This window comes from Streptomyces sp. NBC_00193 (genome assembly GCF_026342735.1).
Taxonomy (GTDB): domain Bacteria; phylum Actinomycetota; class Actinomycetes; order Streptomycetales; family Streptomycetaceae; genus Streptomyces; species Streptomyces stoeckheimensis.
Genome location: NZ_JAPEMM010000001.1, coordinates 3053687 through 3076251, shown reverse-complemented (window position 1 = coordinate 3076251; position 22565 = coordinate 3053687). Strand labels below are relative to the sequence as shown.

The window sequence follows — 22565 nt, the reverse complement described above, 5'->3', positions numbered from 1 at the left end:
TGATTCACTTGGGATGCCGGAGTCGGTCGCGTTCGGGGTTCACCGTGGCAACGTGGGGCCGATGGCCGCACCGGCCCGCGCCCCGGGCAGTACTTGCAGCAGGCAGTAGTAGGTCGTAGTAGGTCGAGAGAGGGACACGAGACATGCGTGACGCGTACCACGAGGAACTGGACTCGATCGGTGAAGGCCTGGTCGAAATGGCCCGGCTGGTCGGCTCCGCCATCGGGCGGGCCACGACCTCCATGCTCGACGCCGACCTGAAGCTCGCCGAGAGCGTCATCGCCGCCGACCAGAAGGTGGACGACCTCCAGCACGACCTGGAGGCCCGTGCCATCGCGCTGCTCGCGCGCCAGCAGCCGGTCGCCACCGACCTGCGCATCGTCGTCACCTCGCTGCGCATGAGCGCCGACCTGGAGCGCTCCGGCGACCTGGCGCAGCACGTGGCCAAGCTCGCCCGGCTGCGCTTCCCGGACACGGCGGTCCCGCGCGACCTGCACGCGACCATCCTGGAGATGGGGCAGCTCGCGCAGCGGCTGATGGCGAAGGCCGCCGAGGTCATCATCACCAAGGACGTCGACCTGGCGCTCCAGCTGGAGCAGGACGACGACGAGATGGACCAGCTGCACCGCACGCTGTTCCAGCACCTGATGGACGACCGCTGGAAGCACGGCATCGAGACGGCGGTCGACGTGACCCTGCTGGGCCGCTACTACGAGCGCTTCGCGGACCACGCGGTGTCGGTCGCCAAGCGCGTGGTCTACCTGGTGACGGGCGAGCACGCGGACGAGCTCCAGGCACCCACGCAGGTCGAGGGCGTCTGAGCCGGAGGGCCGCCGGGGGCCGGATCGACGCCGAGGGCGGGATCAACAACGAGCCCCCAATGCGCCGTTGACGCGGGAGCCCGGCTGGGCATGAATGAGGGCGAAGGCACAACGCCTACGAGGAGGATCCATGTCCGATTCCCCCGTCCCCATCACCCCGGAGCAGGAGGTGCAGCCCCCGGAGGGCCTGCGCCTGCGTTTGCCCCTGCTCGCGGCCTGCGGCTGCGGCTCGGGCTGCGGCTGCGGCTGCCAGTCCGGCGCCCCCTGCCAGTGCGGCGGCTGAGGCCACCCGCCCGGTCACCCGTAAGCGAAGGGCCCCGTCCGACACCCGTCGGCCGGGGCCCTTCGCAGCGTTCCCGCCGCGTCGCTCGCGAAGGACAAGGACAAGGACAAGGAGAGAGCCATGCGCTACGGCCGTCCCAGCACGGAGCAGCTGCGGCGCAACTTCGACAGCGTCCTGACGGACGTGCTGTCGGGGCGCGGCGTCCGCACGGAGACGGGGCTCGACACCCCGACCGAGAACGCCCTGTGGGCGATCGCCCGGGCCCGCCCGAGCGCCCCGGACGCGCTGGTGGCCGCGGCCTACCGGGCCTTCGCCGGCCAGCTCGACGGCACCAACGCGGCTGCGTGGCGCGCGGAGATGGACCGCAGGATCGCCGCACGCGGGGCGCGACCCCGCCCGGACCCGCCCGCGGACCGAGGCCCGCTCCCCCGCCCCGCACCGTGACCGCGACCGGTCGCGGAGGTCAGCGCTTCAGAGCCCGGTACCGCCTGAGCAGTGCGGTGATCTTCGCGTGGTCGGCCGCGCCGTTGAGCTCGGTGAGCAGGTCGTCCGGGCACAGCTCGTAGTGGTCGCCCCACCAGTGGCGCCCCTTGTTGTCCCAGATCCGGTAGCCGCCCGGCACCCCCCTGGCCACGTACCGCCGCCGGCTCACGCCCGTACTCCCATGTCTCCCCCTGCCGTCCCCCGCGCGGATGCGGTCCCCCGCCGCACCCGGAATTCTTCCCGGCCGGCCGTCTCCCGCACGACCGAGATTTCGCCGAAGGGCGGACGAAGGCGCGTCTTCGCCGTCACATCCCGGGGATGTCGTAGCCGGGGTCCGGGTGTTGACGGGGGGTCCACCACTCGGTGAGGCCCCACACCCCGAGCGCGAGCGCGGCCAGGGCGGCGACCGCGGCGGCCCAGGGCGGCAGGCGCCTGATGGTCAGGGTCCAGGCGATGAGCGGCACCACCGCGCCGCCGAGCAGGATGAGCGGCAGGTCGGCGTAGAGCACGCTCAGGTCGCGGGCGTGGGACTCGAATCCGCCGTCGATGCTGAACGCGGCGCGCGGCGCCCAGACGACCAGCCCGGTCATGGCACCGAGGCCGGCGAAGAAGTACCCGGCCTGGCGCTCGGCCTCCGGCTTCATGCCGGTCCGCCCTGGAGAGTTTGCGGTCATGCCCTCTGGACGCGGCGGCTCGACACCCGGTTGCAGGGGCATCGGGCCGGGGCAGACGAATGCCCCTGGCCTGCGCCGTGTGCGCAGGCCAGGGGCATGGTCGCTGGTGCTACTTCTTCTTGCCCTGGTTCTTGACGGCCTCGATGGCGGCCGCGGCGGCGTCCGGGTCGAGGTAGGTGCCGCCCGGGTTGAGCGGCTTGAAGTCGGCGTCCAGCTCGTAGGAGAGCGGGATGCCGGTCGGGATGTTCAGGCCCGCGATGTCCTCGTCGGAGATGCCGTCGAGGTGCTTGACCAGCGCGCGCAGGGAGTTGCCGTGCGCGGCGACCAGGACGGTGTGGCCGTCGAGGAGGTCGGGGACGATCGAGTCGTACCAGTACGGGAGCATGCGGACGACGACGTCCTTCAGGCACTCCGTGCGGGGGCGCAGCTCCGGCGGGATGGAGGCGTAGCGCGGGTCCCCGGACTGCGAGAACTCCGTACCGTCTTCGAGCGCCGGCGGCGGGGTGTCGTACGAGCGGCGCCACAGCATGAACTGCTCCTCGCCGAACTCGGCGAGGGTCTGGGCCTTGTCCTTGCCCTGGAGGGCGCCGTAGTGGCGCTCGTTGAGGCGCCAGGAGCGGTGGACCGGGATCCAGTGGCGGTCGGCGGCCTCCAGCGCGAGCTGGGAGGTGCGGATCGCACGCTTCTGGAGGGAGGTGTGAACCACGTCGGGGAGAAGTCCGGCGTCCTTCAGGAGTTCGCCACCGCGGACTGCCTCCTTCTCGCCCTTCTCGTTGAGATTGACGTCCACCCAGCCGGTGAACAGGTTCTTCGCGTTCCATTCGCTCTCGCCGTGGCGGAGGAGGATCAGCTTGTACGGTGCGTCGGCCATGCGTACGAGCCTAATGGACGCACCCGCCCGCCCGCGCGCGGTGTGTACGGCATGCGGGACGGTCCTGGATTGACGCCAGCCGTCAATCCAGTGGCTCCGCCGGGCCGCGGTCCGTAGGGTCCGAACGAGTAGAGGGACGCTTACATCTCGGGGGGATTCCGTATGTCCGTTGCCGGTATGAGACGGGCCGCGCGCGAGAGCGTCGCGGGTCTGCCCCGGGAGTTCTGGTGGCTCTGGACGAGCACGCTCGTCAACAGGCTCGGGGCCTTCGTCGCCACATTCATGACCTTGTACCTGACCCTGGAGCGGGGCTATTCGGCCTCCTTCGTGGGACTTGTGGTGGCTCTCCACGGGCTCGGCGGTGTGGTGTCCTCGCTGGTCGCCGGCGTGCTCACGGACCGGCTGGGCCGGCGGCCCACGCTGATGGCGGCGCAGGCGTCGACCGCGTTCTCGGTGGCGCTGCTCGGGTTCATGGAGCATCCGGCGGCGATCGCCGCGGTGGCGCTGCTGGTCGGCATGACCTCCAACGCCTCGCGGCCTGCGGTGCAGGCGATGATGGCCGACATCGTCCGGCCGGAGGACCGGGTACGGGCCTTCGCGCTGAACTACTGGGCCATCAACCTCGGCTTCGCCATCAGCTCGGTCGTGGCGGGCTTCGTCGCGGAGTACAGCTACCTGGCCGGGTTCCTCGGCGAGGCGGCCCTGACGCTGGTCTGCGCGGTGCTCGTCTACCTCAAGCTGCCGGAGTCCCGGCCGGAGAGGACGGCGGCGGAGAAGGCGGCCGCCGAGCCGGAGGTCCGGCTGGGGACGGTGCTGCGGGACGGGCGGTTCATGGGCGTGGTCGGGCTGTCGTTCCTGATCTCGCTGATCTTCATGCAGGGCTCGTTCGGGCTGCCGCTCGCGATGGGCGCGGCCGGGTTCTCCACGACGGACTACGGGCTGGTCATCGGCGTGAACGGCGTGCTGATCGTGGCGCTGCAGATCCCGGTCACCCGGTTCATCGAGCACCGCGATCCGCAGAAGCTGCTGGTCATCTCGGCGCTGCTGGCCGGGTACGGGTTCGGGCTGACCGCCTTCGGCGGCTCGGTGTGGAGCCTGGCGCTGACCGTCTGCGTGTGGACCCTCGCCGAGATCGTCAACTCGCCGACCCAGATGGGCCTGGTCGCGCGGCTCTCCCCGCTGCACGGACGCGGCCGCTACCAGGGCATGTACACGCTGTCGTGGGCGGTGGCCTCGCTGATCGCACCGCTGATGGCGGGCTTCGCGATCGAGCACTTCGGCGCGGGCTGGCTGTGGGGCGCGACGGCGGTCCTGGGGACCGTGGCCGCGGCGGGCTACTGGCTGCTGATGCGGGGGCTGCCTCAGGGCGAAGCGAGCCCGGTGGAGCCGGCCGCGGAGCCGGTCGTGGAGGAGATCGTGGAGGTCGCCGCTCCGGCGAAGGCGACGGATCCGGTGGCTCCGGCCGCCTGACCCGCCTACTCCGGCTGCGCGGCCGCCCCCGCCGCCCCCGCCCCCGCCGCGCCCGACGGCTGCGTCAGGTTCTTGAAGGCGTCCAGGTTGCGCGTGGACTCGCCCCGCGAGACCCGCCACTCGTACTCCCGCCGGATCGCGCTCGCGAAACCCAGCTCCAGCAGGGTGTTGAAGGCCCCGTCGGCCGCCTCCAGGACCGTGCCGAGCAGCCGGTCGAGGTCGTCGGGGGTGATCACCGACAGGGGGAGGCGGGCCGTCAGGTAGACGTCGCCGAGCGCGTCGACCGCGTAGGCCATGCCGTAGAGCTTGAGGTTGCGCTCCAGCAGCCACCGGTGGACGCCGGCCTCGTTCTCGTCCGGGTGGCGGATCACGAAGGCGTTGACCGACAGGGAGTGCTTCCCGGCCTTGAGCGAGCAGGTGGTGCTCAGCTTGCGGGTGCCGGGGAGCTGGACCACGTACGAGCCCGGTGACGGGCTCTCCCAGCTCAGTTCCGCGCCGGTCAGCGTCGCTTCGATGATCCCGCGGATGTCAGCGTCAGCCATGGTGGGAGCGTACGTGACGGCGGTGATCGTGCATCGCCCCCGTGTACACGTCGGCCGTGCCGCTCGCGGCGGTGTCCCAGCCGAAGAACTGCGCGTGCCGCGCGGCCGCCGCGCCCATCCGGTCCGACAGCCCCGGCTCGTCCACGAAGCGCCGTAGCTGACGGGCGTAGTCCACCGGATCGTGGCCGGGTACGAGGATGCCCGTCACCCCGTCGTTGACGGCGACGGGCAGCCCGCCGACGGCCGCGGCCAGCACCGGAGTGCCGGTGGCCTGCGCCTCTATGGCGACCAGCCCGAAGGACTCGTTGTACGAGGGCATGACCAGCACGGACGCCGCCCGGAACCAGTCCGCGAGCGCGTCCTGCGCCACCGGCGGGTGGAAGTGCACGAGGTCGGCGATGCCGAGCTTGGCCGCGAGCTTCTGCAGACCCTCCGGCTTCGCGAGCCCGCTGCCGCTCGGCCCGCCGACGACGGGCACGAACAGCCGGGCGCGCAGCTGCGGTTCGCGGTCCACCAGCTCCGCCACGGCCCGCAGCAGGATGTCGGGGGCCTTGAGCGGCTGGATGCGGCCCGCGAAGAGCGGGATGACGGCGTCCTGCGGCAGCCCGAGGCGGGCGCGGGCGGCGGCGCGGCCGTCGGCGACGGTGAAGCGTTCGAGGTTCACGCCGGGGTGGACGACGGCCACCTTGCCGGGGTCGGCCGCGTAGTGGCGGACGAGCTCGTCGGCCTCCTCGGCGGTGTTCGCGATGAGCCGGTCGGCGGCGTCGACGATCTGCGTCTCGCCGATGACGCGGGCGGCGGGCTCGGGGGTGTCGCCCTCGGCGAGCGCCGCGTTCTTGACCTTGGCCATGGTGTGCATCGCGTGCACGAGCGGGACGCCCCAGCGCTCGGCGGCGAGCCAGCCGACGTGGCCGGAGAGCCAGTAATGGGAGTGGACCAGGTCGTAGTAGCCGGGGCGGTGGCCGGCCCAGGCCTGCATGACGCCGTGGGTGAAGGCGCACAGCTGGGCCGGCAGCTCCTCCTTGGCGAGGCCCTCGTACGGGCCCGCGTCCACGTGCCGTACGAGGACTCCGGGCGCGAGCTCGACCACGGGCGGCAGGCCGCTGGTGGTGGCCCGGGTGAAGATCTCGACCTCGATGTTGATCGCGGCGAGGCGCCGGGCCAGCTCGACGATGTAGACGTTCATCCCGCCGGCGTCGCCGGTGCCGGGCTGGTGCAGCGGTGAGGTGTGCACGCTGAGCATGGCGACCCGGCGCGGCTTGCGGTGACCGCCGACGGCCGCGGGCAGGCGCAGGCGGGGCGGCTCGTGGCGGGTGCCGGAGCGGGCCGCGGCGAACCGGCCGCCGATGCTGCCGCCGATGCGGGACACGTACTGGCTCAAGGGAGCAGTTCCTCTCGCTCGGACGGCATGACGCGGAGAGCGCTGTCGCGCTCTTCTAGGAGTGCAACCCGAACGGCCGTCCCGCGCATTCCGGGACGGGCGGTTTTCCTGCCCCCGTGCCGGATTTTTATCGCGCGGGAGCGCTCCGCTTACTCTCTGCACATGGCTTCCCGCTCCACCCCTCCCCCTCGTCGCCCCGTCGGCACGGTGACCCGCGGGACGACGAACCCGAACCGCCTGCGCCGCATGGACCGCTGGATCGCGGCGACGCACGGGGCGGCGCTGCGGCGCGCGGACGAGCCGGTCGCGGTGGACCTCGGCTACGGGGCCGCGCCCTGGACCGCGGTGGAGCTGCTGGCACGGCTGCGGGAGGCGGCCCCGCGGGTGCGGGTGGTCGGCATCGAGATCGAACCGGCCCGGGTGGCGGGCGCCAAGCCGTACGAGCGGGAGGGCCTGAGCTTCCGGCACGGCGGCTTCGAGGTGCCGCTGGACGGCGGGGTGCGGCCGGCGCTGATCCGGGCGGCGAACGTGCTGCGCCAGTACGACGAGGAGCAGGTCGAGGCGGTGTGGGAACGACTGTGTTCCCGGCTGGCTCCCGACGGGCTGCTGGTGGAGGGGACCTGCGACGAGATCGGGCGGCGGCACGTGTGGGTCGCGCTCGGGCCCGAAGGGGCGCGCACGGTGACCTTCGCGACCCGCCTGGGCTCCCTGGAGCGCCCCTCCGACCTGGCGGAGCGGCTGCCGAAGGCGCTGATCCACCGCAACGTGCCGGGCGAGCCGGTGCACGCGTTCCTGCGCGACTTCGACCGGGCGTGGGCGGCGGCGGCCCCGTACGCCTCCTACGGTGCACGGCAGCGCTGGATCCGGACGGCGCGGGCGCTGGCGGGCGACTGGCCGCTGGCGGACGGGCCGGTGCGGTGGCGTCAGGGGGAACTCACGGTGCGGTGGGAAGCGTTGAGGCCTTCGGGGTGACGGTTGCCGCCGGGGTCAGGGGGGCCGCGGGGGCGATCGGGACGCATCGGATGGATATCCACAAGGGTGTTGGAATTCACCGACTCATGGCACCATCCCGAAGGCAATCACAAGTTACTGACGATTAATCAATCCGGTGTCTGGGGGGACCATGAGGAAACGACGACGGGGTTCGATCGCCCTCACTCTGCTCTGCGCGATGGCGCTGCTGTCCGCGCCCGGCGCACTGGCCGGCACCGCGTTCGCGGCGCCGGAGCCCCAGCAGGGCAAGTCCCTGGAGCAGGTCCGCAAGGAAATAGAGGGCCTCTACCGCGAAGCCGGCACGGCCACGGACGCCTTCAACCTCGCCGAGAGCGAGACCAAGACGCAGTCCGACAAGATCGTGGAGATCGCCAACCTGGTCCTCGCGGGCCAGGACCGCATCACCGCCCTGAAGGGCCGCGCGGGCGCCGCCGCCCGCGCCCAGTACCGCTCGGGCGGGCTGCCGCCCGGCGCGCAACTGGCCCTGAGCAACGACCCGACGCAGTTCCTGGACGGCAACGACCGGCTGCGCCAGGGCGAGAAGGCCACCTCGGACCTGCTCTCCGAACTGAACCGCACGCAGACCGACTTGCAGCAGTACGCGCGGGACGCGAGCGCGCACTGGGAGACCCTGGAGGCCAACCGGGTCAAGCAGGAGGCCGCGAAGAAGCAGGTCGAGGAGAAGATCAAGGCCGCGGAGGAGCTCGAGAGCAAGCTGGAGGCCGAGCAGAAGGCCCGGCTGCTGGAGCTCGAAGCCGAAGCGCAGCGCAAGGCGCAGAACGACTGGCTGTCCAATGGCGGGATGACCGGCTCCACGGGCGCCGCGGCCACCGACGCGGGCACGCGGGCCGTGCAGTTCGCGACCGCCCAGATGGGGAAGCCGTACGTGTGGGGCGCGGAGGGACCCGGTTCGTTCGACTGCTCCGGGCTGACCTCGCAGGCCTGGCTCGCGGCGGGCAAGCGGATCCCGCGCACCTCGCAGGAGCAGCTGCGGCTGCCGAAGGTCGCGGTCAAGGACATGCGGCCGGGCGACCTGATCATCTACTTCGACGACGCGAGCCACGTCGGGATGTACGTCGGGGGCGGCGCGATGATCCACGCCCCCCGCCCCGGCCGCAACGTCACCATGGCGGGCGCGGGCTCCATGCCGATCAAGGCCGTGGTCCGGCCGGACGCGTAGCAGCCGGCCGGATGGCCACCGCATGCGGAGCGGTGGCTCGCTCACCGTGACCGCCCGTCCTGCGGGACGGCCCGCACTCGACGGCGGTACGTCTCGGTGGGCGGGACGCCGTACCCCCGCGCCGTGACGTTGGTCATTCGTCGACGCGGACTTTCCCACCCGATAACGGCATATGCCGGAGCCCCGCACCGGACCCGCCATTCCGCTTCCCTCGTCCCGCGGCTAGGGTCGCCGGACGAGCGAACCCCCGAGGGGGCGGGAAGGAACCGGAGACGATGCCCGTACCCGTACCGCGGCAGAGGGACATCCCGGGCACCGAGAGCGGCCCGGGCGCCACGTCGTCGCTCACCCTGCTGGTGATCGAGGACGACCCCGCCGGCGGCCTCACCGTCCCCGAGATCCTCGACGCCGACGGCCACCGCATCCGGCTGCGCAGCGCCCGCAACCTCACGGAGGCGGCCCGGCTGCTCACCCCGGACGTGAACTGCGTCCTGCTCGACCTCGCGCTCCCGCACGGACCCGGTGCCGGGTCCGGCTCCGGGGATGCCGCCGCCGATCCGTTCGGCGCGCTGCGCCAGGTACTGCGCATCGCCCCGCGGCACGCCGTGCTCGTGCTCACCGCCGAGGACGACGCGGAGCGCGCCGCGGAGGCCGTACGCGTGGGGGCCCAGGACTTCCTGTTCCGCGACGAGCTCGACGGGCGGCTGCTGAGCCGTGCCATCCGCTACGCGGTGGAGAGAAAACGGGCGGACATCGCCCAGTACAAGCTTGCAGAATCGAAACTGCGGGCCCAGGAGAACGCCCGGCTGGAGCGCGGGCTGCTCCCGCACCCGCTCCTGGAGGGTTCCGACCTCCGCTTCGCCGCCCGCTACCGCCCCGGCCGCAGCCGCGCGCTGCTCGGCGGGGACTTCTACGACACCGTGCGCACCCCCGACGGCACCGTCCACGCGATGATCGGCGACGTCTGCGGCCACGGCCCCGACGAGGCCGCCCTCGGCGTCGAGCTGCGCATCGCCTGGCGGGCGCTGACCCTGGCCGGCCTGTGCGGCGACGACCTGCTCGCAACCCTCCAGGAGGTCCTCGAGGTCGAGCGCCCCTGCGAGGAGATCTTCGCGACGCTCTGCACGGTGGACATCGCCCCGGACGGCCGGCGCGCGGGCCTGTGCCTGGCGGGCCATCCGGCACCGCTGATCTCCCGGCCGGGCCGCCCCGCGCGACTGCTCCCGTACGAGAACAGCGGCCCGGCGCTCGGCCTGCTGCCCCGGGCCCGCTGGCCGCGCCGCCAGGTGGAGCTGGGCGGCACGTGGAGCCTGATGCTCTACACCGACGGCCTGATCGAGGGCAAGATCGGTCAGGGCAAGGAGCGGCTGGGGCAGGACGGCATGGTCGAGATGATCAACCGCCACCTGGCCGACGGGCTGAGCGGCGAAGGCTTGCTCGAAGCCTCCGTGACCGAAGCCCGCCGCCTCAACGGCGGGGAGCTGACGGACGACGTCGCCGTCGTCCTGCTCTCCCGCGCCGAAGGCTGACGGGGCGGTACCGCGGCCCGACTGCGGCCCCGACCACGGCCGCCTGGGCCTGCGCCCTACCGTCCGCCGTTGTAGGGCCCGTACGGCCCGTCGCTGCTGCTGCCGCCACCGCGCCGGCCACCGCCGCCGCCCGAGACCTGCTTGAGTGCGGGGCGCACGTCGACGAAGAACACGATGCTGGCGACCAGCCCGGCGATCTGCAGGAAGAGCATCCCGAGGAAGAAGTCCACGACCACGGTGATGCCGAGGATGACCAGCCAGAAGGTCTTGGTCTGCTTGCCCGCCGCCCGGTACGCGTCCTCGCGCGCGGTCAGCGCCAGCACGAAGGCCACCACGGCGAGAGCGAGCATGGCGTACCCGAGCAACGGGAGCACTCCCTGATCGAACCCGTTCATCAACATCGCCTGACCGCCTTCTCACGCCTCGCTCGCCGGATGCCGCCTGCCTCCACGCTACCGGCAGAGCCCCTTTCCCAAACCACAACGGACCGGACGCCCCGCGGGTGCCCGGCCCGTCACGCGGAAATCAGCTCTCGTCGGCCGGCTCTGCGGCGGCCTTCTTGGCCGCGGCCTTGCGCGCGGGAGCCTTCTTCGGCGCGGGCTCGGCGGCGGGCTCCGCCACCGGCTCGGCAGCCACCGGCTCGGCAGCCTCCGGCTCCACGACCACGGCGATGTCGACGATCTCCTCGGAGACCTCGCCGCGCCACGCCCGTACGGTCTGCTCACCGTGCTCGGCGACCTTGTCGTAGGCCTCCTTGGCCTTGACCGCGTACTCGGCGGCCACGCCGACCCCGCGCAGCGCCAGGTCCTGGGCGGTCTCCCCGATCTTCTTCGCGTCGATCGCACCGAGCACCTCGGCGACGGTGGCGGTGACCGCCTCCTGCGCCTCCTTGGCCTTGCCCTTGGCCTTCTCCTGCACGGCCTTCGGGTCGGTGTTCTTCACGGCCTCGATGCGCGCGGGGGCCTCGGCGCGCAGCTGCTCGATCAGCCCGGGCACCTTCTTGGCCTGCTGCACGGCGAGGTCGGCGGTGCCGGCGGCGAAGTAGAGGGGGGTCGGGTCGGTGAGGGTCTTCTTCAGGTCATCGGCGATGGCCATGTGGTGGTCCTCCCGGATCACAGTCTCAGTTCGTGCTCAGTGCGTGCTCAGTGCGTACTCGTCTCGGCATCGCCACCACCGCCGTCGGCGGCGTCCGCTCCCGCCTCGGCCTCGGCTTCCGCCTTGGCCTGCGCCTCGGCGGCGTTCTCCTTGCGGAAGGAGGCGTAGATCTGCAGCAGCACCTGCTTCTGCTGCTCGCTGATGGTCGGATCGGCGAGGATCGCGGCCCTCGTCTCCACGGCGTCCCGGTCCCGCTCGTCCAGGATTCCGGCCTGCACGTACAGCGTCTCGGCGGAGATCCGCAGCGCCTTGGCGAGCTGCTGCAGGATGTCCGCGCTCGGCTTGCGCAGCCCGCGTTCGATCTGACTGAGGTACGGATTCGACACCCCCGCCGCATCGGCCAGCTGCCGCAGCGAAAGCTGCGCCTGCCGCCGTTGCTCGCGCAGGTACTCGCCGAGATTCCCGACGTTGAGCGATGCCATGACCCGATCCTGCCGCACCTTGCTAACTATTGCAAGCAGCCTGCTTGCAATAACTCCCGTCCTCAGTCGCCGGCGTGGAGCCCCGGCCGCACCCAGAGGGTGAGGTCGCTGCTGGTGGCGACCGCCAGGGTCAGGCCGGAGGGGGAGAAGCCGGCGGCGCGGAATTGCGAGTACCGGGAGTGGAAGACGTGCCACCACGTCCCTCCCGGCGGTCCCTCGTGCGCCCCGCCGTCGACGGAGAGGATCACGCGGTCGTGGGGCCAGTCGGGGTGGACGACGTCCAGGGTCCACGCATCCGGTGTGGTGCTGTGCAGGCCGCCGCCGAAGAGCCCGGCGATGTGGACCCGGGTGCCCTCGATCGGGCCGAAGCCGGGGCAGGCGAGGTCCGGCGACGCATCGGGGGTGCTGGTGTCGGGGTCGGGATCCCGGTCGCGGGCGATCTTCTCGCCGGTGACCGCGTCGAACAGTCCGTGGCCGTCGTTCGACACGACCATGACGAGGTCGTGCCCGCTGTCGGGATGGACGGCGAAGCCGATGCCGAGCAGGCCTCCGACGGGAGTCCGGCGGTCCAGCACCGGCTGCCACGGCTCCGGGGCCCGCACGACGGGCGCGGCGAGATAGCGCTCGCGCAGCTTCTGCTGGTACTCCGTGATCGACATGACCCCTCGGCGTGAAGTGGCAGGACCGGAACCCCGGCTACGGCGCCGTCGCGATGATCACCGTCGCGTAGTACTCCTCCGAGGTCACCGCCCGGACCGACAAGCCCGCCGCCGTCAGGGCCGAGGCCGTGACCGGGGACTGGCGGGCGCTCGTTTCGATCAGCAGGGTACCGCCCGGTGCGAGCCAGGGCGGGGCGCCCGCGGCGACCCGGCGGTGGACGTCCAGGCCGTCCGCTCCGCCGTCCAGGGAGACGGGCGGCTCGTGGTCGCGGGCCTCCGGCGGCAGCAGGCCGATCTCCCCGGTCGGGACGTACGGGGCGTTGACCACCAGGACGTCCACCCGGCCCCGCAGCCCGGCGGGCAGGGGTGCGTAGAGGTCGCCCTCCCAGACCCGGCCGCCGTACGGGGCCAGGTTGCGCCGGGCGTAGGCGAGCGCGACCGGGTCGATGTCCGCCGCGTGCAGTTCGGCCCCCGGCACCTGCGCGGCCACGGCCGCGCCCAGCGCACCCACCCCGCAGCACAGGTCCACGACCACCGCGCCGGGCCGGGCCGCCGCCACCGCCTCCTGCGCGAGGAACTCACTGCGCCGGCGCGGCACGAAGGCCCCCTCGCCGACGGCCATGCGCAGCCCGCAGAACTCCGCCCAGCCGACGACGTGTTCCAGCGGTTCGCCCGCCACCCGCCGGGCCAGCAGCCCCTCCAGGTGCCCCGCGTCCTCGGCGGCGGCGGTCAGCAGCTCCGCCTCCTCCTCCGCGAAGACGCAGCCGGCCGCGCGCAGGGCCTCCACCAGTGTCGCCACTACCTACCTCGGTCCTCGTGTTTCCAATTCGGCGTTCCGGTCGCCGGTGTCCGGGTCGGCCGCTCAGAAGATGTCCGGGCACCACGGCCGGCGCGCCGTGCGGAACACCGCGTCCGCGAGCGCGAGCGCCCCGGGGCGCTCCTCCGTGATCGCGCCGAGCGCCGCCAGCCGCACCGCCGACTCGTCGCCCAGGTACAGCGACGCGAGCGTGCCCGCGTCCAGGCGCAGATCGGCCGGCTCCTCCGTGCGTACGCACTCCCCCGCACCCGCGTCCAGCCGGTAACGTCCGCCCGCGGGCCCGGTCTTGTCGACGACCTCCAGGACGAGCACCCCGGGCACGGCGTAGGTCCGCGCGCCGAGTGCCCGTACGACGTCCAGCAGCCGCACCCACAGCCAGTCCGCCGAGGTCACCGTCCGGGCGGCGCGCGGGTCGGGCAGCAGCCGGGCGACGAGGTCGTCGGGGGCGCGGTAGCCGGTGCGGACCTTCACCACCCAGTCGATGGAGCACAGGAACCGCCACAGCGCCCGCTCCGCCGCCGGGGTGAGGGCGAGCAACTGCCGGACCTGCACGGTGTTCTGCGGCACCTTGGCATCGGTCCAGTGGTCGTCGGCGGTGTACCGGACCAGGCCGGCCACCTCACCGTCCGCCGTCCGGTACACCGCGTGGAAGGACGGCGTGTACGGGTTGTGGGACATCGTTTCCGCGCCCGTGGTCGTCCGCCACCAACGGGCGTCGCGGCTCACCGCGCCGGGCCGGGCCGCCCGCAGCCGCTCGTGCAGGGCCGGGCCCAGCTCCCGCACCTCGGCCTCCTCCACGAGGTCGATCCTCCCGCCGTCACCGGGGACGGCGGCGCGCGGGTCGAGTCCGGTGCGCGGTACGTCGATCTCCCATTCCGAGACGGAGGTGGCCGGCCCGTACCCGTAGCGTCCGTAGATCGGGTACTCGGCGGCGATCAGCGTCGACACCACGTCGCCGCGCGCCTGGGCGGCGGCCAGCTCGGCCGCCATCATCCGGGTCAGCAGACCCTGCCTGCGGTGCGTGGGCGCCACGGTCACGTTCGTGACGGCGCTCGACGGGACGAACGCCCCGCCGGGCACGGTCAGTTCCTGCGGGAACGACCGGAAGGTCGCCACGCACCGGCCGGTGTCCGCGTCGAACGCGCCCTGGGTCCGGGCGCAGTCGACGTACCCCTCCAGCTGTGCCTGATCCTCCGCGGTGGGGTGCGCCGCGTTCAGGAAACCGGTCTGCTGGGCACGCAGCCACACGGGAAGTTCGGATGCGGCGATCTGCCGGACGTCAGCGCTCATAGCGACCCACGCTAATCGGACCGGCCCGCCCCCGTCGCCCGGATTTTCCCGCGCACGCCGCCCGGCGCCGCCCGGCCCGCTCAGGCCAGCAGGTCGTCCACCTGGGCTTCGCCCTCCCGGTAGCGCCGGGTGATCTCCGCGCTGCAGTCGTCGGCCGTGCGCTGGAGCTGCTGGCGGCGGCGCGAGACCTGCTGCTCGTAGCGCACCAACTTGCCCATGCCCTCGTGGAGTTCCTCGTCCGTGCGCGCTCCCAGGTCCGACAGCTCGACGTCGGAGAGCATCTCGGCCGCCAGCAGCCGGTACTCCTCCCCGTGCGGGGTGCCGAGCGTGACGTGCCGGGCGGAGGCGCTGCGGCTGGAGGGGGCGTCCGCGAGGATCTCCGAAAGCCGGTCCACCACCGGCGCCTCGGGATCCGTACGCCGGGCGAGCTCGGCGCGCAGGATGTCGATGCGGCCCTGGAGCAGGCGCCGTACGTAGCTCAGGTCGGCCTCGTCGCGCTGCGCGTCGCGGCGCAGCCCGCGCAGCTCCGGCAGGCCGAGCGCGGTGGTCGCCGTCGCCGGCGCGTCCGCGGCCCCGGTCCGCTGCGCGGGCGGACGTGGCGCCGGGGTCTCGGCGGACGCCACGGAGCCCACGGGGGCGACGGCCGCCCCGGATCCCATGGGTCCGATGGGCGCAGAAGCAGGTGCGGAGGTACCAGAAGTATTCATGCGTTCGTGTCCGTCCCCTCGACCGGTGCTGGGGGCACCGCCTGCGTGCATCGTGCCACTCCGCACGGTACCGACGCAGTCCCACTCCACCCGATCGGCCCCGGACGGCCCAACTGATTCGCTTGTCAGCCGTCGCCGTCCACCGGATACCTCGTATGGGTGAAGGGGAAAGATACGGGCCGCCCGCACATACACCGAGACGCCAGTCTCAGTGAGGAACATCCGTGCTGGTGTCGGTGACGGGGAGAGGCGGCCTATGGCACGCGGGCGGCGGAGGCGCGTCGGAGGGAAGCCGAAGCACAGGCATCCGCGGCCCACTGCGGCCGATCCCTTCACCGTGTCGGCGCCCGCGGGTGCGCGCATCCGGGACCGGCTGCGCCTGTCCACGTGCGATGCCGAGGTCTTGCGGATCGTGGGCGATCACCTCGGCGGGCACGCCCGTGCCGATCTGGCCGAGCGGGTGCGGATCGGGATGGTGTCCGAGTCGGGTGCGCCGTACGGCAACTACACGATCACCGTCGAGCCTTCGGATGGCACCGTCGCAATCGTCCTGCCCGAACCACTCAGGCACCGGGCCAACACTCCCCGAGGCCGGTACCGGCTCGCCTGCACCGTCACCTCAGCCACCGCCGGGACGAGTGGCTGGACCGGATCACCGCCAACCGTTCCGTCCGCTACGACATCGTCTGCGACCCGGTACGGGGGCGCTGGTATCTCGACGCTTCCTGGTCCACCCCGACAGCGGTCCTCCCCACGCCGGCCGGACTGGCGGCAACCGGCGCACGGCTGCTGGCGGTGGACCTCAATGCCGGCCACCTCGCCGCCTGCGTCGTCGACGTCCACGGCAACCCCGTCGGCCCACCGATCACCATCCCCACCGACCTGACCGGCCCCACCTCCCGGCGCGACGGACACCTCCGGCAGGCCATCAGCGAACTCATCCGCCTCGCCCGCCACCACGGCTGCGCCGGCCTGGCCATCGAGAACCTCGGCTTCGCCGACGCCCGCGCCACCGGCCGCGAGACGATGGGCCGCGGCAAACGCGGAAAGACGTTCCGGCGCACGGTTGCGGGCTTGCCCACGGCACGCTTCCGCGACCGGCTGGCCGGCATGGCCCACCACGCCGGACTCGTCGTCGTCGCCGTCGACCCCGCCTACACCTCCCGCTGGGGAGCCCAACACTGGAAGCAGCCGCTCCAGCGGCAATCGAAGACCGCGATCGCCACCGGCCACCATGCGGCGGCAGTGGCGATCGGCAGACGCGCCCTCGGACACGGGATCCGGCGTCGGCCAGGTGTGACCGCACGCGACCAGAGGATCGTCGCGCGGAGAGCTACCGGCCAGACCGCTCTCGTACCGAGGGCGCGAGGGACCGCGAGCCCGCCCAGGACCACAGGCACACCCGACCCGGGTGACAAGACCTGCCGGGACCGAAGCGACCAACTCGCGCTGTTCCCCGTCCCCCAAGACCGTTCGGGGAGACGACCGGCCATGCCGGTGGGCAGCGATGGGGCCGATATCGGCCCGCATCGATAGCACCGGTGCACGCCTGGTACACAGGTGGTATGCGAGCAGTGGTGCAGAGGGTGGACGGCGCGAGCGTCGTGGTGGCCGGCGAGACCGTCGGGGAGATCGTCGGGGAGGGGCTGTGCGTCCTGGTGGGGGTGACCCACGACGACACCCCGGAGAAGGCGGAGTTGCTGGCGCGCAAGCTCTGGTCGGTGCGGATCCTGGAGGCCGAGAAGTCCTGCAGCGACGTGAACGCGCCGCTGCTGGTGATCTCGCAGTTCACCCTCTACGGAGATGCCCGCAAGGGCCGCCGCCCCACGTGGAACGCGGCCGCCGGCGGCGCCTTCGCCGAGCCGCTCGTGGACGAGGTCGTGGCGCAGCTGCGGGCGTTGGGTGCGACGGTGGAGACGGGCCGGTTCGGCGCGGACATGCGGGTCTCACTGACCAACCACGGCCCGTTCACCATCGTCATCGACATCTAGCGGGTCCGCCTACGGCGCTACGACGACCTCCTGCGCGGCGGCCGTCTTGCCCACCAGCAACGGGGCGTCCACCGGGACGTTCCGCTTGACCAGCGCGAGCGCGATCGGGCCCAGCTCGTGGTGGCGGACCGAGGTGGTCACGAAGCCGAGCTGGCGGCCCTCCTCCCCGTCCGCGGCGAGCCGTACGGGCGTGCCGTGGGCCGGGAGCAGCACGTCGGAGCCGTCCAGGTGCAGGAAGACCAGGCGGCGCGGCGGCTTCCCCAGGTTGTGGACGCGGGCCACCGTCTCCTGGCCGCGGTAGCAGCCCTTCTGCAGGTGCACGGCGGTGCCGATCCAGCCGAGCTCGTGCGGGATGGTGCGGTGGTCGGTCTCCAGGCCGAGCCGCGGCCGGTGCGCCTCGACGCGCAGGGCCTCGTAGGCGAGGAGCCCGGCGGCCGGGCCGTGCGAGGCGGCGAAGGCCTCCAGGTCGCCGCGCGGCAGGAACACGTCGCGGCCGTACGGGGTCTCCCGTACGGCGAGTTCCTTGGCGACCTCGGCGATGGAGCCGGCCGGCAGGTGCACGACGGCGAACTCGGCGGTCCGGTCGGCGACTTCCACCCGGTAGAAGAACTTCATCGACTCCAGGTAGGCGATCAGCGCTTCCTGGGTGCCGGGCTCGACGTGCATCCACGTCGTCTCGCCGTCGTCCACGAGGTAGAGCGCGTGCTCGATGTGGCCGTTCGCGGTGAGGATCAGCGCCTCGGTGGCCTCGCCGGCCGGGAGCGCGGTGACGTGCTGAGTGATCAGCAGGTGCAGCCAGCTCAGCCGGTCCGAGCCGGTGACGGTGACGACCCCGCGGTGGGAGAGGTCCACGAAGCCTCGGCCGTCGGCGAGTGCGCGCTGTTCTCCGTACAGCTCTCCGTAGTGGGCGGCGACGCCCTCGTCGCGGCCTTCGGCCTGCACGGCGCCGGGGAGATGGAGCAAGGGGCTGCTGGTCATGCCACCAGCGTACGACCCTGCCCCGGGCACACCTAGGGCACGCCCGCGTGGGTGCCGTCTAGCGCTGCTTGGCGGCGCAGTTCTTGCAGCGGCCGAAGATCGCGAAGTGCTTCATGTCGGTCTCGAAGCCGAAGGTGTCGCGGAGCTTGGAGGTGAACTCGGCGGCGATGTCCACGTCCGCCTCGATGACCTCGGTGCAGTCCCGGCAGACCAGGTGGATGTGGTGGTGCCGGTCGGCGAGGTGGTACGTGGGGGCCCCGTGCCCGAGGTGGGCGTGCGAGACCAGCTTCAGCTCCTCCAGGAGCTCCAGCGTGCGGTAGACCGTGGAGATGTTGACCCCGGAGGCCGTCTTGCGCACCTCGACGAGGATCTCGTCCGGGGTCGCGTGCTCCAGGGCGTCCACGGCTTCCAGCACGAGCTGGCGCTGCGGGGTCAGGCGGTATCCGCGCTGGCGCAGGTCGCTCTTCCAGTCGCCGCCTTCGGCGGCGGCGTTCTCGGTGTGCTTGGTGCTGTCGGTGGTCACCACCCGGCCAGTGTAGGCCTCGGGTCGCCGCGGGGGGAGCGGGGAGGCGGGGCGCATGCGGAAGCCCCCGGCGGCCGGGGCGGCCGGGGGCTCCTGCGCACGCTTGTTTCGGGTCGCGCGTACGGTCGCACGGACCGGCCGCACGGACCGGCTCGCGGTCTAGCGGAAGAAGGCGATGCCGTCGTCCGGCATGTCCGGGAGGTTGCGCGCCATCTCCGCGACCTCCTCGGGCGTGACGACCTTCTTCAGCTGGGCCGACATGTACGGGCGCAGCTCCACCTCGGGGGTGGCCTTCTCGCCGACCCACATCAGGTCGCTCTTCACGTAGCCGTAGAGCCGCTTGCCACCGCTGTACGGGCCGGAGGCCGCGGTGCGGGCGACCGCGTCGGTGACCACGTCGATCTGCGGCTTCTTGTCGGCGAGCTCGCCGTACCAGACCTCGACGACGCCCTGGTCGCGGACCATGACGATCTCGACCTTGCGGTCCTTGTCGATGCGCCAGTAGCCCGACTCGGACTCCAGCGGCCGCACCTTGTTGCCCTCGGCGTCGAGCACCCAGGTGTGGGAGGTGTACTCCAGGAAGTCCCGGCCGTCGTGACTGAAGACGACTTCCTGGCCGAAGTTGCACTTCTCCTCACCGGGGAAGTCGAAGACGCCTGCGCCTTCCCAGTTGCCGAGGAGGAAGGCGAGGGGGACGAGACCCGGGTTCAGGTCGGACGGGATCTGGATCATGAATGGCTGCTCAGCTCAGGCGATCTGTGGGAGGGGTTCCGGTATCCGGGGCGGTCGGCGGCAGATCCGGTGGGATCAGCGCTGGCCCTGGTACAGCTTCTTCACGGCCAGTCCGGAGAAGGCGAGGACGCCGACGCAGACCAGGACCAGCAGGGAGGTGAAGACTGCCTCAAGCACGGGGTGCTCCTCGGAGTGTTAAGGGTGGCGTTACGGGGCCGGTCCCCAAGCCTACTGGCCTGGGGACCGGGGCACCGTGTGAGGTAGGCCGTACGACGCCCCCGCGCGCGGGGGCCGCCCCGGCTCAGCGCAGCAGCTGGTGCTGGAGGACGGCCGTCTGGTGGAAGGGGACGGCCGCCACCTCGCCCTTGCGGCTCTGCAGGACGACGGCCTGGATGTCGCCGGACTGGATGCACCCGACCTTGTACCGCTCGTCCCCCGTCGGCTCGGCCTCCTGGTACAGGGACAGGTCGCTGGTGTTGCCCTGGGTGGCGTACCCGGAGGTGCGGTTCCCCAGGTCGGTGCGCTGCGAGGCCTTGACCTCGGCCCACACGGAGTCGGCCTGCAGCACGAGGGCGTCGCGCAGGCCCATGGAGACCTTGCAGCCGGTGAAGGCGTCGGCGAAGCCGGACGAGTGGAAGCGGAGCAGGTAGATACGGGTGCGGGTGCCGTCCGGGGTGGTCCAGCCCCGGGCGACGATCTGGCGGAGCCCCTCGTTGGCCAGGTCCGTCTTCATCTTCTCGCGGAGGATGTCCTGGTACTCCGACAGGAAGGTGTCCACGGTCACCGCTTCGTCCTTCTCCAGCTTCAGTGTGGAGTCGGGGGTGGAACCGGCGGGCGGCGGCAGCAGCAGCTGGGTCAGGCCGGCGTAGTGGATGCCGTCCGGGTTGTCCTTGGCGAAGGGCAGGGCGGCGCCCGCCGGCAGCTGCGGCTTGGACAGCTCCGGGTAGACCCAGCGGCCGTCGGACTTGGTGGACAGCCCCGGGATGTCCGTGCGCTCGGGCTGGGTGATCCCGTACGCGACTCCGGAGCCGACGGCGGCGAATACGAGGACGGCGGCGGTCCAGCGGAGCGCGGCGAACAGCTTGCGGCGGTCCTTGGGCGCGGCGGGAACCTCCGGGGCCGAGAGGGGGGCGGCCACGAGGGAATCGGCGACGGGCTGCAGCTCGGCGGCGGGCACCCCTGCCTGCGCGGGGACGGCGTCCTCGGGGGGCGTCGGCGCGGCCTCGGTGGTGTTCTGCTCGGTCACACGGACTCCCCGGGGGACTTCAGGTGGCTCATCTGGTTCTTGAAGAACCCGACGGCGTCTTTGATGGAGAAGGGCTTGGGGCCGTAGGCGCGGAAGGTGACGGCGATGTCGCCCTCGACGGCCGTGCAGTCGATCGAGTCGATCTTCTCCTTGCCTTCCTCCAGACCGATGGCCAGCAGCGCGCACTTGGCGTCCGGGAAACCGTCCACCTTGGGCGCTTCGCGCTTGTCGCCCCCGAGCTCGATGAGCTTCTTGGTGACCTCGGAGAAGGAGCCCACGGCCTTCGGGTCGGCCTGCATGATGCGGACCTCGGCGATCCAGCCGCCCATCTCCGTGGTGTACGTACGGCCGGCCAGGCCCTGCAGCTTCAGCTGGGCCAGCATCTCGTCGCGCTTCTTGCGCTCCGTGCTCGACAGGCCGGTGCGGGCCTCCTTGAAGCCCTCGAGGGCCTGCTCGCCGGACAGCACGAAGTCGTTGCCGTCCGACCCGATGTCGGGGCCGGGCCGGAAATCGTCCGGCATCGGCAGCAGCTTGCCGGACAGGGCGTTCGCCGGCACGGAGCCGGGCTCCACGGCCTTCGGCGCGGGCGCGCCGATCGGCACCCAGTAGGCGGTGGGCGCGTCCCGGTCGGCGTCTGCGATCACCGTGGAGGCCCAGACGCCACCGCCCACGAGGACCGCCGCGGCCACACCGCCGGCGATCAGGGCCAGCGGCCTGCGGCCCACCCTGCGGCCGGTGCCGGGGGCCGCGTCGACGACGGCCGGGTCCGCGGCGGGCGCGTCCACGGTGGCTGCGTCGACAGCTGCGTCCACGACTGCGTCGTGTGCGGCGTCACCCACGGGCTCCGCAGGCGGAGCCGGGACCTCGGCCGGAGTCACGTCGTTCTGCGGCTCGGTCACAGTCGCTCCAGCTGTCGCTTGGCCAGGTCCACGACGTCGCCTTCGGCGATCTTGCCCCGGTTGTTCAGAAAGTGGATGTCCAGCACGAGGTCGCCTCGTCGGGCCACGGCCCTGGCCCCCCGCATCGGGTGGTAGCCGGGCTTCTCGTCGGCCTTCGAGTCCACCCAGACGCGTCCGAGGTCGGAGTCGATGCCGGGGATGGGCACGCCGTCGTTGCCGGCGTGGTCCTTGTCGGACATGTAGCCCGACTGTTCCTGCTGGTAGTCGTCGGCCCCGCCGCGGTCGGCGAACTGCAGCACGGTGACGGTGACGAAGGTCGAGTCGCCGACGGTCCAGCTCACGGATGCGATCCGGCGGGTCCCGGACGTGGAGAACTGGCGCAGCGCGTTGTCGGGCTCCTTGAACCCGAGCGCGAGGAAGTCGAGGCTGCCGTAGCCGGAGTCCTGTTTCTTCGCCCCGCTCGGCGCCTCGACCAGCAGCTTCCGGAGATCGCCGTCCGACGCGTGCCAGCGGTTGGCGTTGATCGTCTGGTGCGTGGTGGTGCCGTCGGGCGCCAGCGCCTTCGGGTACGCCAGGTCCGCCTGCGCCAGCGGGGCCAGCGGGGTCGGTTCGCGGTCGTACTGGATCGCGTAGCCGGTGATCGTGCCCGCCAGGACGCCCAGGACGACGGCGCCGGCGATCAGGAGGACCGTGCGGCCGCCGCGGCGGCGGGGAGCGGCCGGAGCGGCTTCCGGAGCTGCGTCGAGGGCGGCTTCGGGCAGAGCCTCGGGAGGGGCTTCGGGAGCAGTTCGCGTTGCGTCCGCAATGCCCTGCTCCGGGGTGCTGTCCTCCTCTTTCCGCTGCTCAGGGATGGTCTGGTCGTGTTCCAAGGGAAGTCCCCCCACAGGACTGGAGTCGCGGATCTATTTGCCCGCGTACA

The 22565-nt window shown here is 72.2% G+C and carries 27 protein-coding genes; 9 read left to right on the top strand and 18 right to left on the bottom strand.

What is annotated here, in order from left to right:
- Positions 1–143: 143 nt before the first annotated feature.
- From phoU to OG898_RS13655, 3 genes are all read left to right on the top strand, one after another.
- The gene (phoU, locus tag OG898_RS13665) at positions 144–821 is read left to right on the top strand and encodes a phosphate signaling complex protein PhoU (protein WP_030858619.1); all 678 of its coding nucleotides are present in this window, start codon (positions 144–146) and stop codon (positions 819–821) included.
- Positions 822–951: 130 nt separating this feature from the next.
- The gene (locus OG898_RS13660) at positions 952–1104 is read left to right on the top strand and encodes a hypothetical protein (RefSeq protein ID WP_250744575.1); all 153 of its coding nucleotides are present in this window, start codon (positions 952–954) and stop codon (positions 1102–1104) included.
- Between the two features lie 120 nt (positions 1105–1224).
- Complete coding sequence (locus tag OG898_RS13655) at positions 1225–1548, top strand: hypothetical protein (RefSeq protein WP_266957001.1); 324 nt, start codon at positions 1225–1227, stop codon at positions 1546–1548.
- Between the two features lie 19 nt (positions 1549–1567).
- Here the strand turns inward: OG898_RS13655 and OG898_RS13650 are convergent, their stop codons facing one another.
- The 3 genes from OG898_RS13650 to OG898_RS13640 all read right to left on the bottom strand — a co-directional run bounded on the left by OG898_RS13650 (position 1568) and on the right by OG898_RS13640 (position 3132).
- Entirely contained in the window at positions 1568–1756 is a 189-nt protein-coding gene (locus OG898_RS13650; RefSeq protein ID WP_250744577.1) for a hypothetical protein, read from the bottom strand.
- A gap of 136 nt (positions 1757–1892) precedes the next feature.
- Positions 1893–2231: a hypothetical protein gene (locus tag OG898_RS13645; RefSeq protein ID WP_250744578.1), complete on the bottom strand. Its 339-nt coding sequence runs from the start codon at positions 2229–2231 to the stop codon at positions 1893–1895.
- A gap of 139 nt (positions 2232–2370) precedes the next feature.
- Positions 2371–3132 (bottom strand): phosphoglyceromutase, encoded by a 762-nt coding sequence (locus OG898_RS13640; RefSeq protein WP_250744579.1) that lies wholly within the window; start codon positions 3130–3132, stop codon positions 2371–2373.
- A 162-nt stretch (positions 3133–3294) separates the two neighbouring features.
- Here OG898_RS13640 and OG898_RS13635 point away from each other — a divergent pair, with 162 nt between their 5' ends.
- On the top strand, positions 3295–4602 hold the full coding sequence (locus tag OG898_RS13635) for an MFS transporter (RefSeq protein ID WP_266956998.1): 1308 nt from the start codon (positions 3295–3297) through the stop codon (positions 4600–4602).
- Positions 4603–4607: 5 nt separating this feature from the next.
- Here OG898_RS13635 and OG898_RS13630 read toward each other — a convergent pair whose 3' ends face one another.
- Together OG898_RS13630 and mshA are read right to left on the bottom strand one after the other, a co-directional pair.
- A complete protein-coding gene (locus tag OG898_RS13630) occupies positions 4608–5144 on the bottom strand; it encodes a YbjN domain-containing protein (RefSeq protein ID WP_266956996.1) in 537 nt (178 codons plus the stop codon).
- Positions 5137–6438, bottom strand: coding sequence for a D-inositol-3-phosphate glycosyltransferase (gene mshA / locus OG898_RS13625; protein WP_266960230.1), 1302 nt, complete (start codon positions 6436–6438; stop codon positions 5137–5139). Before mshA ends, OG898_RS13630 begins: the two co-directional genes overlap by 8 nt.
- A gap of 249 nt (positions 6439–6687) precedes the next feature.
- Between mshA and OG898_RS13620 the strand changes: the two genes are divergently transcribed.
- The 3 genes from OG898_RS13620 (at position 6688) to OG898_RS13610 (ending at position 10227) form a co-directional block, all read left to right on the top strand.
- Complete coding sequence (locus tag OG898_RS13620) at positions 6688–7497, top strand: class I SAM-dependent methyltransferase (protein ID WP_250744582.1); 810 nt, start codon at positions 6688–6690, stop codon at positions 7495–7497.
- Positions 7498–7648: 151 nt separating this feature from the next.
- Positions 7649–8698 (top strand): C40 family peptidase, encoded by a 1050-nt coding sequence (locus tag OG898_RS13615; protein ID WP_250744583.1) that lies wholly within the window; start codon positions 7649–7651, stop codon positions 8696–8698.
- 275 nt (positions 8699–8973) lie between these two features.
- A complete protein-coding gene (locus OG898_RS13610) occupies positions 8974–10227 on the top strand; it encodes a PP2C family protein-serine/threonine phosphatase (RefSeq protein WP_266956993.1) in 1254 nt (417 codons plus the stop codon).
- Between the two features lie 56 nt (positions 10228–10283).
- On the opposite strand, the gene OG898_RS13605 is transcribed toward OG898_RS13610, so the two are convergent.
- The 7 genes from OG898_RS13605 to OG898_RS13575 form a co-directional block, all read right to left on the bottom strand.
- A complete protein-coding gene (locus tag OG898_RS13605) occupies positions 10284–10628 on the bottom strand; it encodes a DUF2516 family protein (RefSeq protein ID WP_266956991.1) in 345 nt (114 codons plus the stop codon).
- A 124-nt stretch (positions 10629–10752) separates the two neighbouring features.
- On the bottom strand, positions 10753–11322 hold the full coding sequence (locus tag OG898_RS13600) for a hypothetical protein (protein WP_250744586.1): 570 nt from the start codon (positions 11320–11322) through the stop codon (positions 10753–10755).
- 47 nt (positions 11323–11369) lie between these two features.
- Entirely contained in the window at positions 11370–11804 is a 435-nt protein-coding gene (locus tag OG898_RS13595; RefSeq protein WP_250744587.1) for a helix-turn-helix domain-containing protein, read from the bottom strand.
- A 62-nt stretch (positions 11805–11866) separates the two neighbouring features.
- Complete coding sequence (locus tag OG898_RS13590) at positions 11867–12463, bottom strand: hypothetical protein (protein ID WP_266956988.1); 597 nt, start codon at positions 12461–12463, stop codon at positions 11867–11869.
- A 37-nt stretch (positions 12464–12500) separates the two neighbouring features.
- Complete coding sequence (locus OG898_RS13585; RefSeq protein WP_250744589.1) at positions 12501–13262, bottom strand: putative protein N(5)-glutamine methyltransferase; 762 nt, start codon at positions 13260–13262, stop codon at positions 12501–12503.
- Between the two features lie 63 nt (positions 13263–13325).
- Positions 13326–14570 carry a GNAT family N-acetyltransferase gene (locus tag OG898_RS13580; protein ID WP_250744590.1) on the bottom strand — a complete coding sequence of 415 codons (1245 nt, stop codon included), beginning with the start codon at positions 14568–14570 and terminating at the stop codon, positions 13326–13328.
- 80 nt (positions 14571–14650) lie between these two features.
- Entirely contained in the window at positions 14651–15229 is a 579-nt protein-coding gene (locus tag OG898_RS13575; RefSeq protein ID WP_250744591.1) for a hypothetical protein, read from the bottom strand.
- An 843-nt stretch (positions 15230–16072) separates the two neighbouring features.
- On the opposite strand from OG898_RS13575, the gene OG898_RS13570 reads away from it, so the two are divergent.
- Positions 16073–16813: a hypothetical protein gene (locus tag OG898_RS13570; protein ID WP_266956986.1), complete on the top strand. Its 741-nt coding sequence runs from the start codon at positions 16073–16075 to the stop codon at positions 16811–16813.
- A gap of 29 nt (positions 16814–16842) precedes the next feature.
- A complete protein-coding gene (gene dtd, locus OG898_RS13565; protein ID WP_250744592.1) occupies positions 16843–17268 on the top strand; it encodes a D-aminoacyl-tRNA deacylase in 426 nt (141 codons plus the stop codon).
- 9 nt (positions 17269–17277) lie between these two features.
- On the opposite strand, the gene OG898_RS13560 is transcribed toward dtd, so the two are convergent.
- The 6 genes from OG898_RS13560 to OG898_RS13535 form a co-directional block, all read right to left on the bottom strand.
- A complete protein-coding gene (locus OG898_RS13560) occupies positions 17278–18246 on the bottom strand; it encodes a folate-binding protein YgfZ (protein ID WP_250744593.1) in 969 nt (322 codons plus the stop codon).
- A 58-nt stretch (positions 18247–18304) separates the two neighbouring features.
- Entirely contained in the window at positions 18305–18769 is a 465-nt protein-coding gene (locus tag OG898_RS13555; RefSeq protein WP_266960228.1) for a Fur family transcriptional regulator, read from the bottom strand.
- Between the two features lie 159 nt (positions 18770–18928).
- Complete coding sequence (locus tag OG898_RS13550) at positions 18929–19501, bottom strand: FABP family protein (protein ID WP_250744595.1); 573 nt, start codon at positions 19499–19501, stop codon at positions 18929–18931.
- Positions 19502–19802: 301 nt separating this feature from the next.
- The gene (locus OG898_RS13545) at positions 19803–20747 is read right to left on the bottom strand and encodes a hypothetical protein (protein WP_266956983.1); all 945 of its coding nucleotides are present in this window, start codon (positions 20745–20747) and stop codon (positions 19803–19805) included.
- Positions 20744–21646: a hypothetical protein gene (locus tag OG898_RS13540; RefSeq protein ID WP_266956981.1), complete on the bottom strand. Its 903-nt coding sequence runs from the start codon at positions 21644–21646 to the stop codon at positions 20744–20746. Before OG898_RS13540 ends, OG898_RS13545 begins: the two co-directional genes overlap by 4 nt.
- Positions 21643–22515 (bottom strand): hypothetical protein, encoded by an 873-nt coding sequence (locus OG898_RS13535; RefSeq protein ID WP_266956979.1) that lies wholly within the window; start codon positions 22513–22515, stop codon positions 21643–21645. Before OG898_RS13535 ends, OG898_RS13540 begins: the two co-directional genes overlap by 4 nt.
- Positions 22516–22565 lie beyond the last annotated feature (50 nt).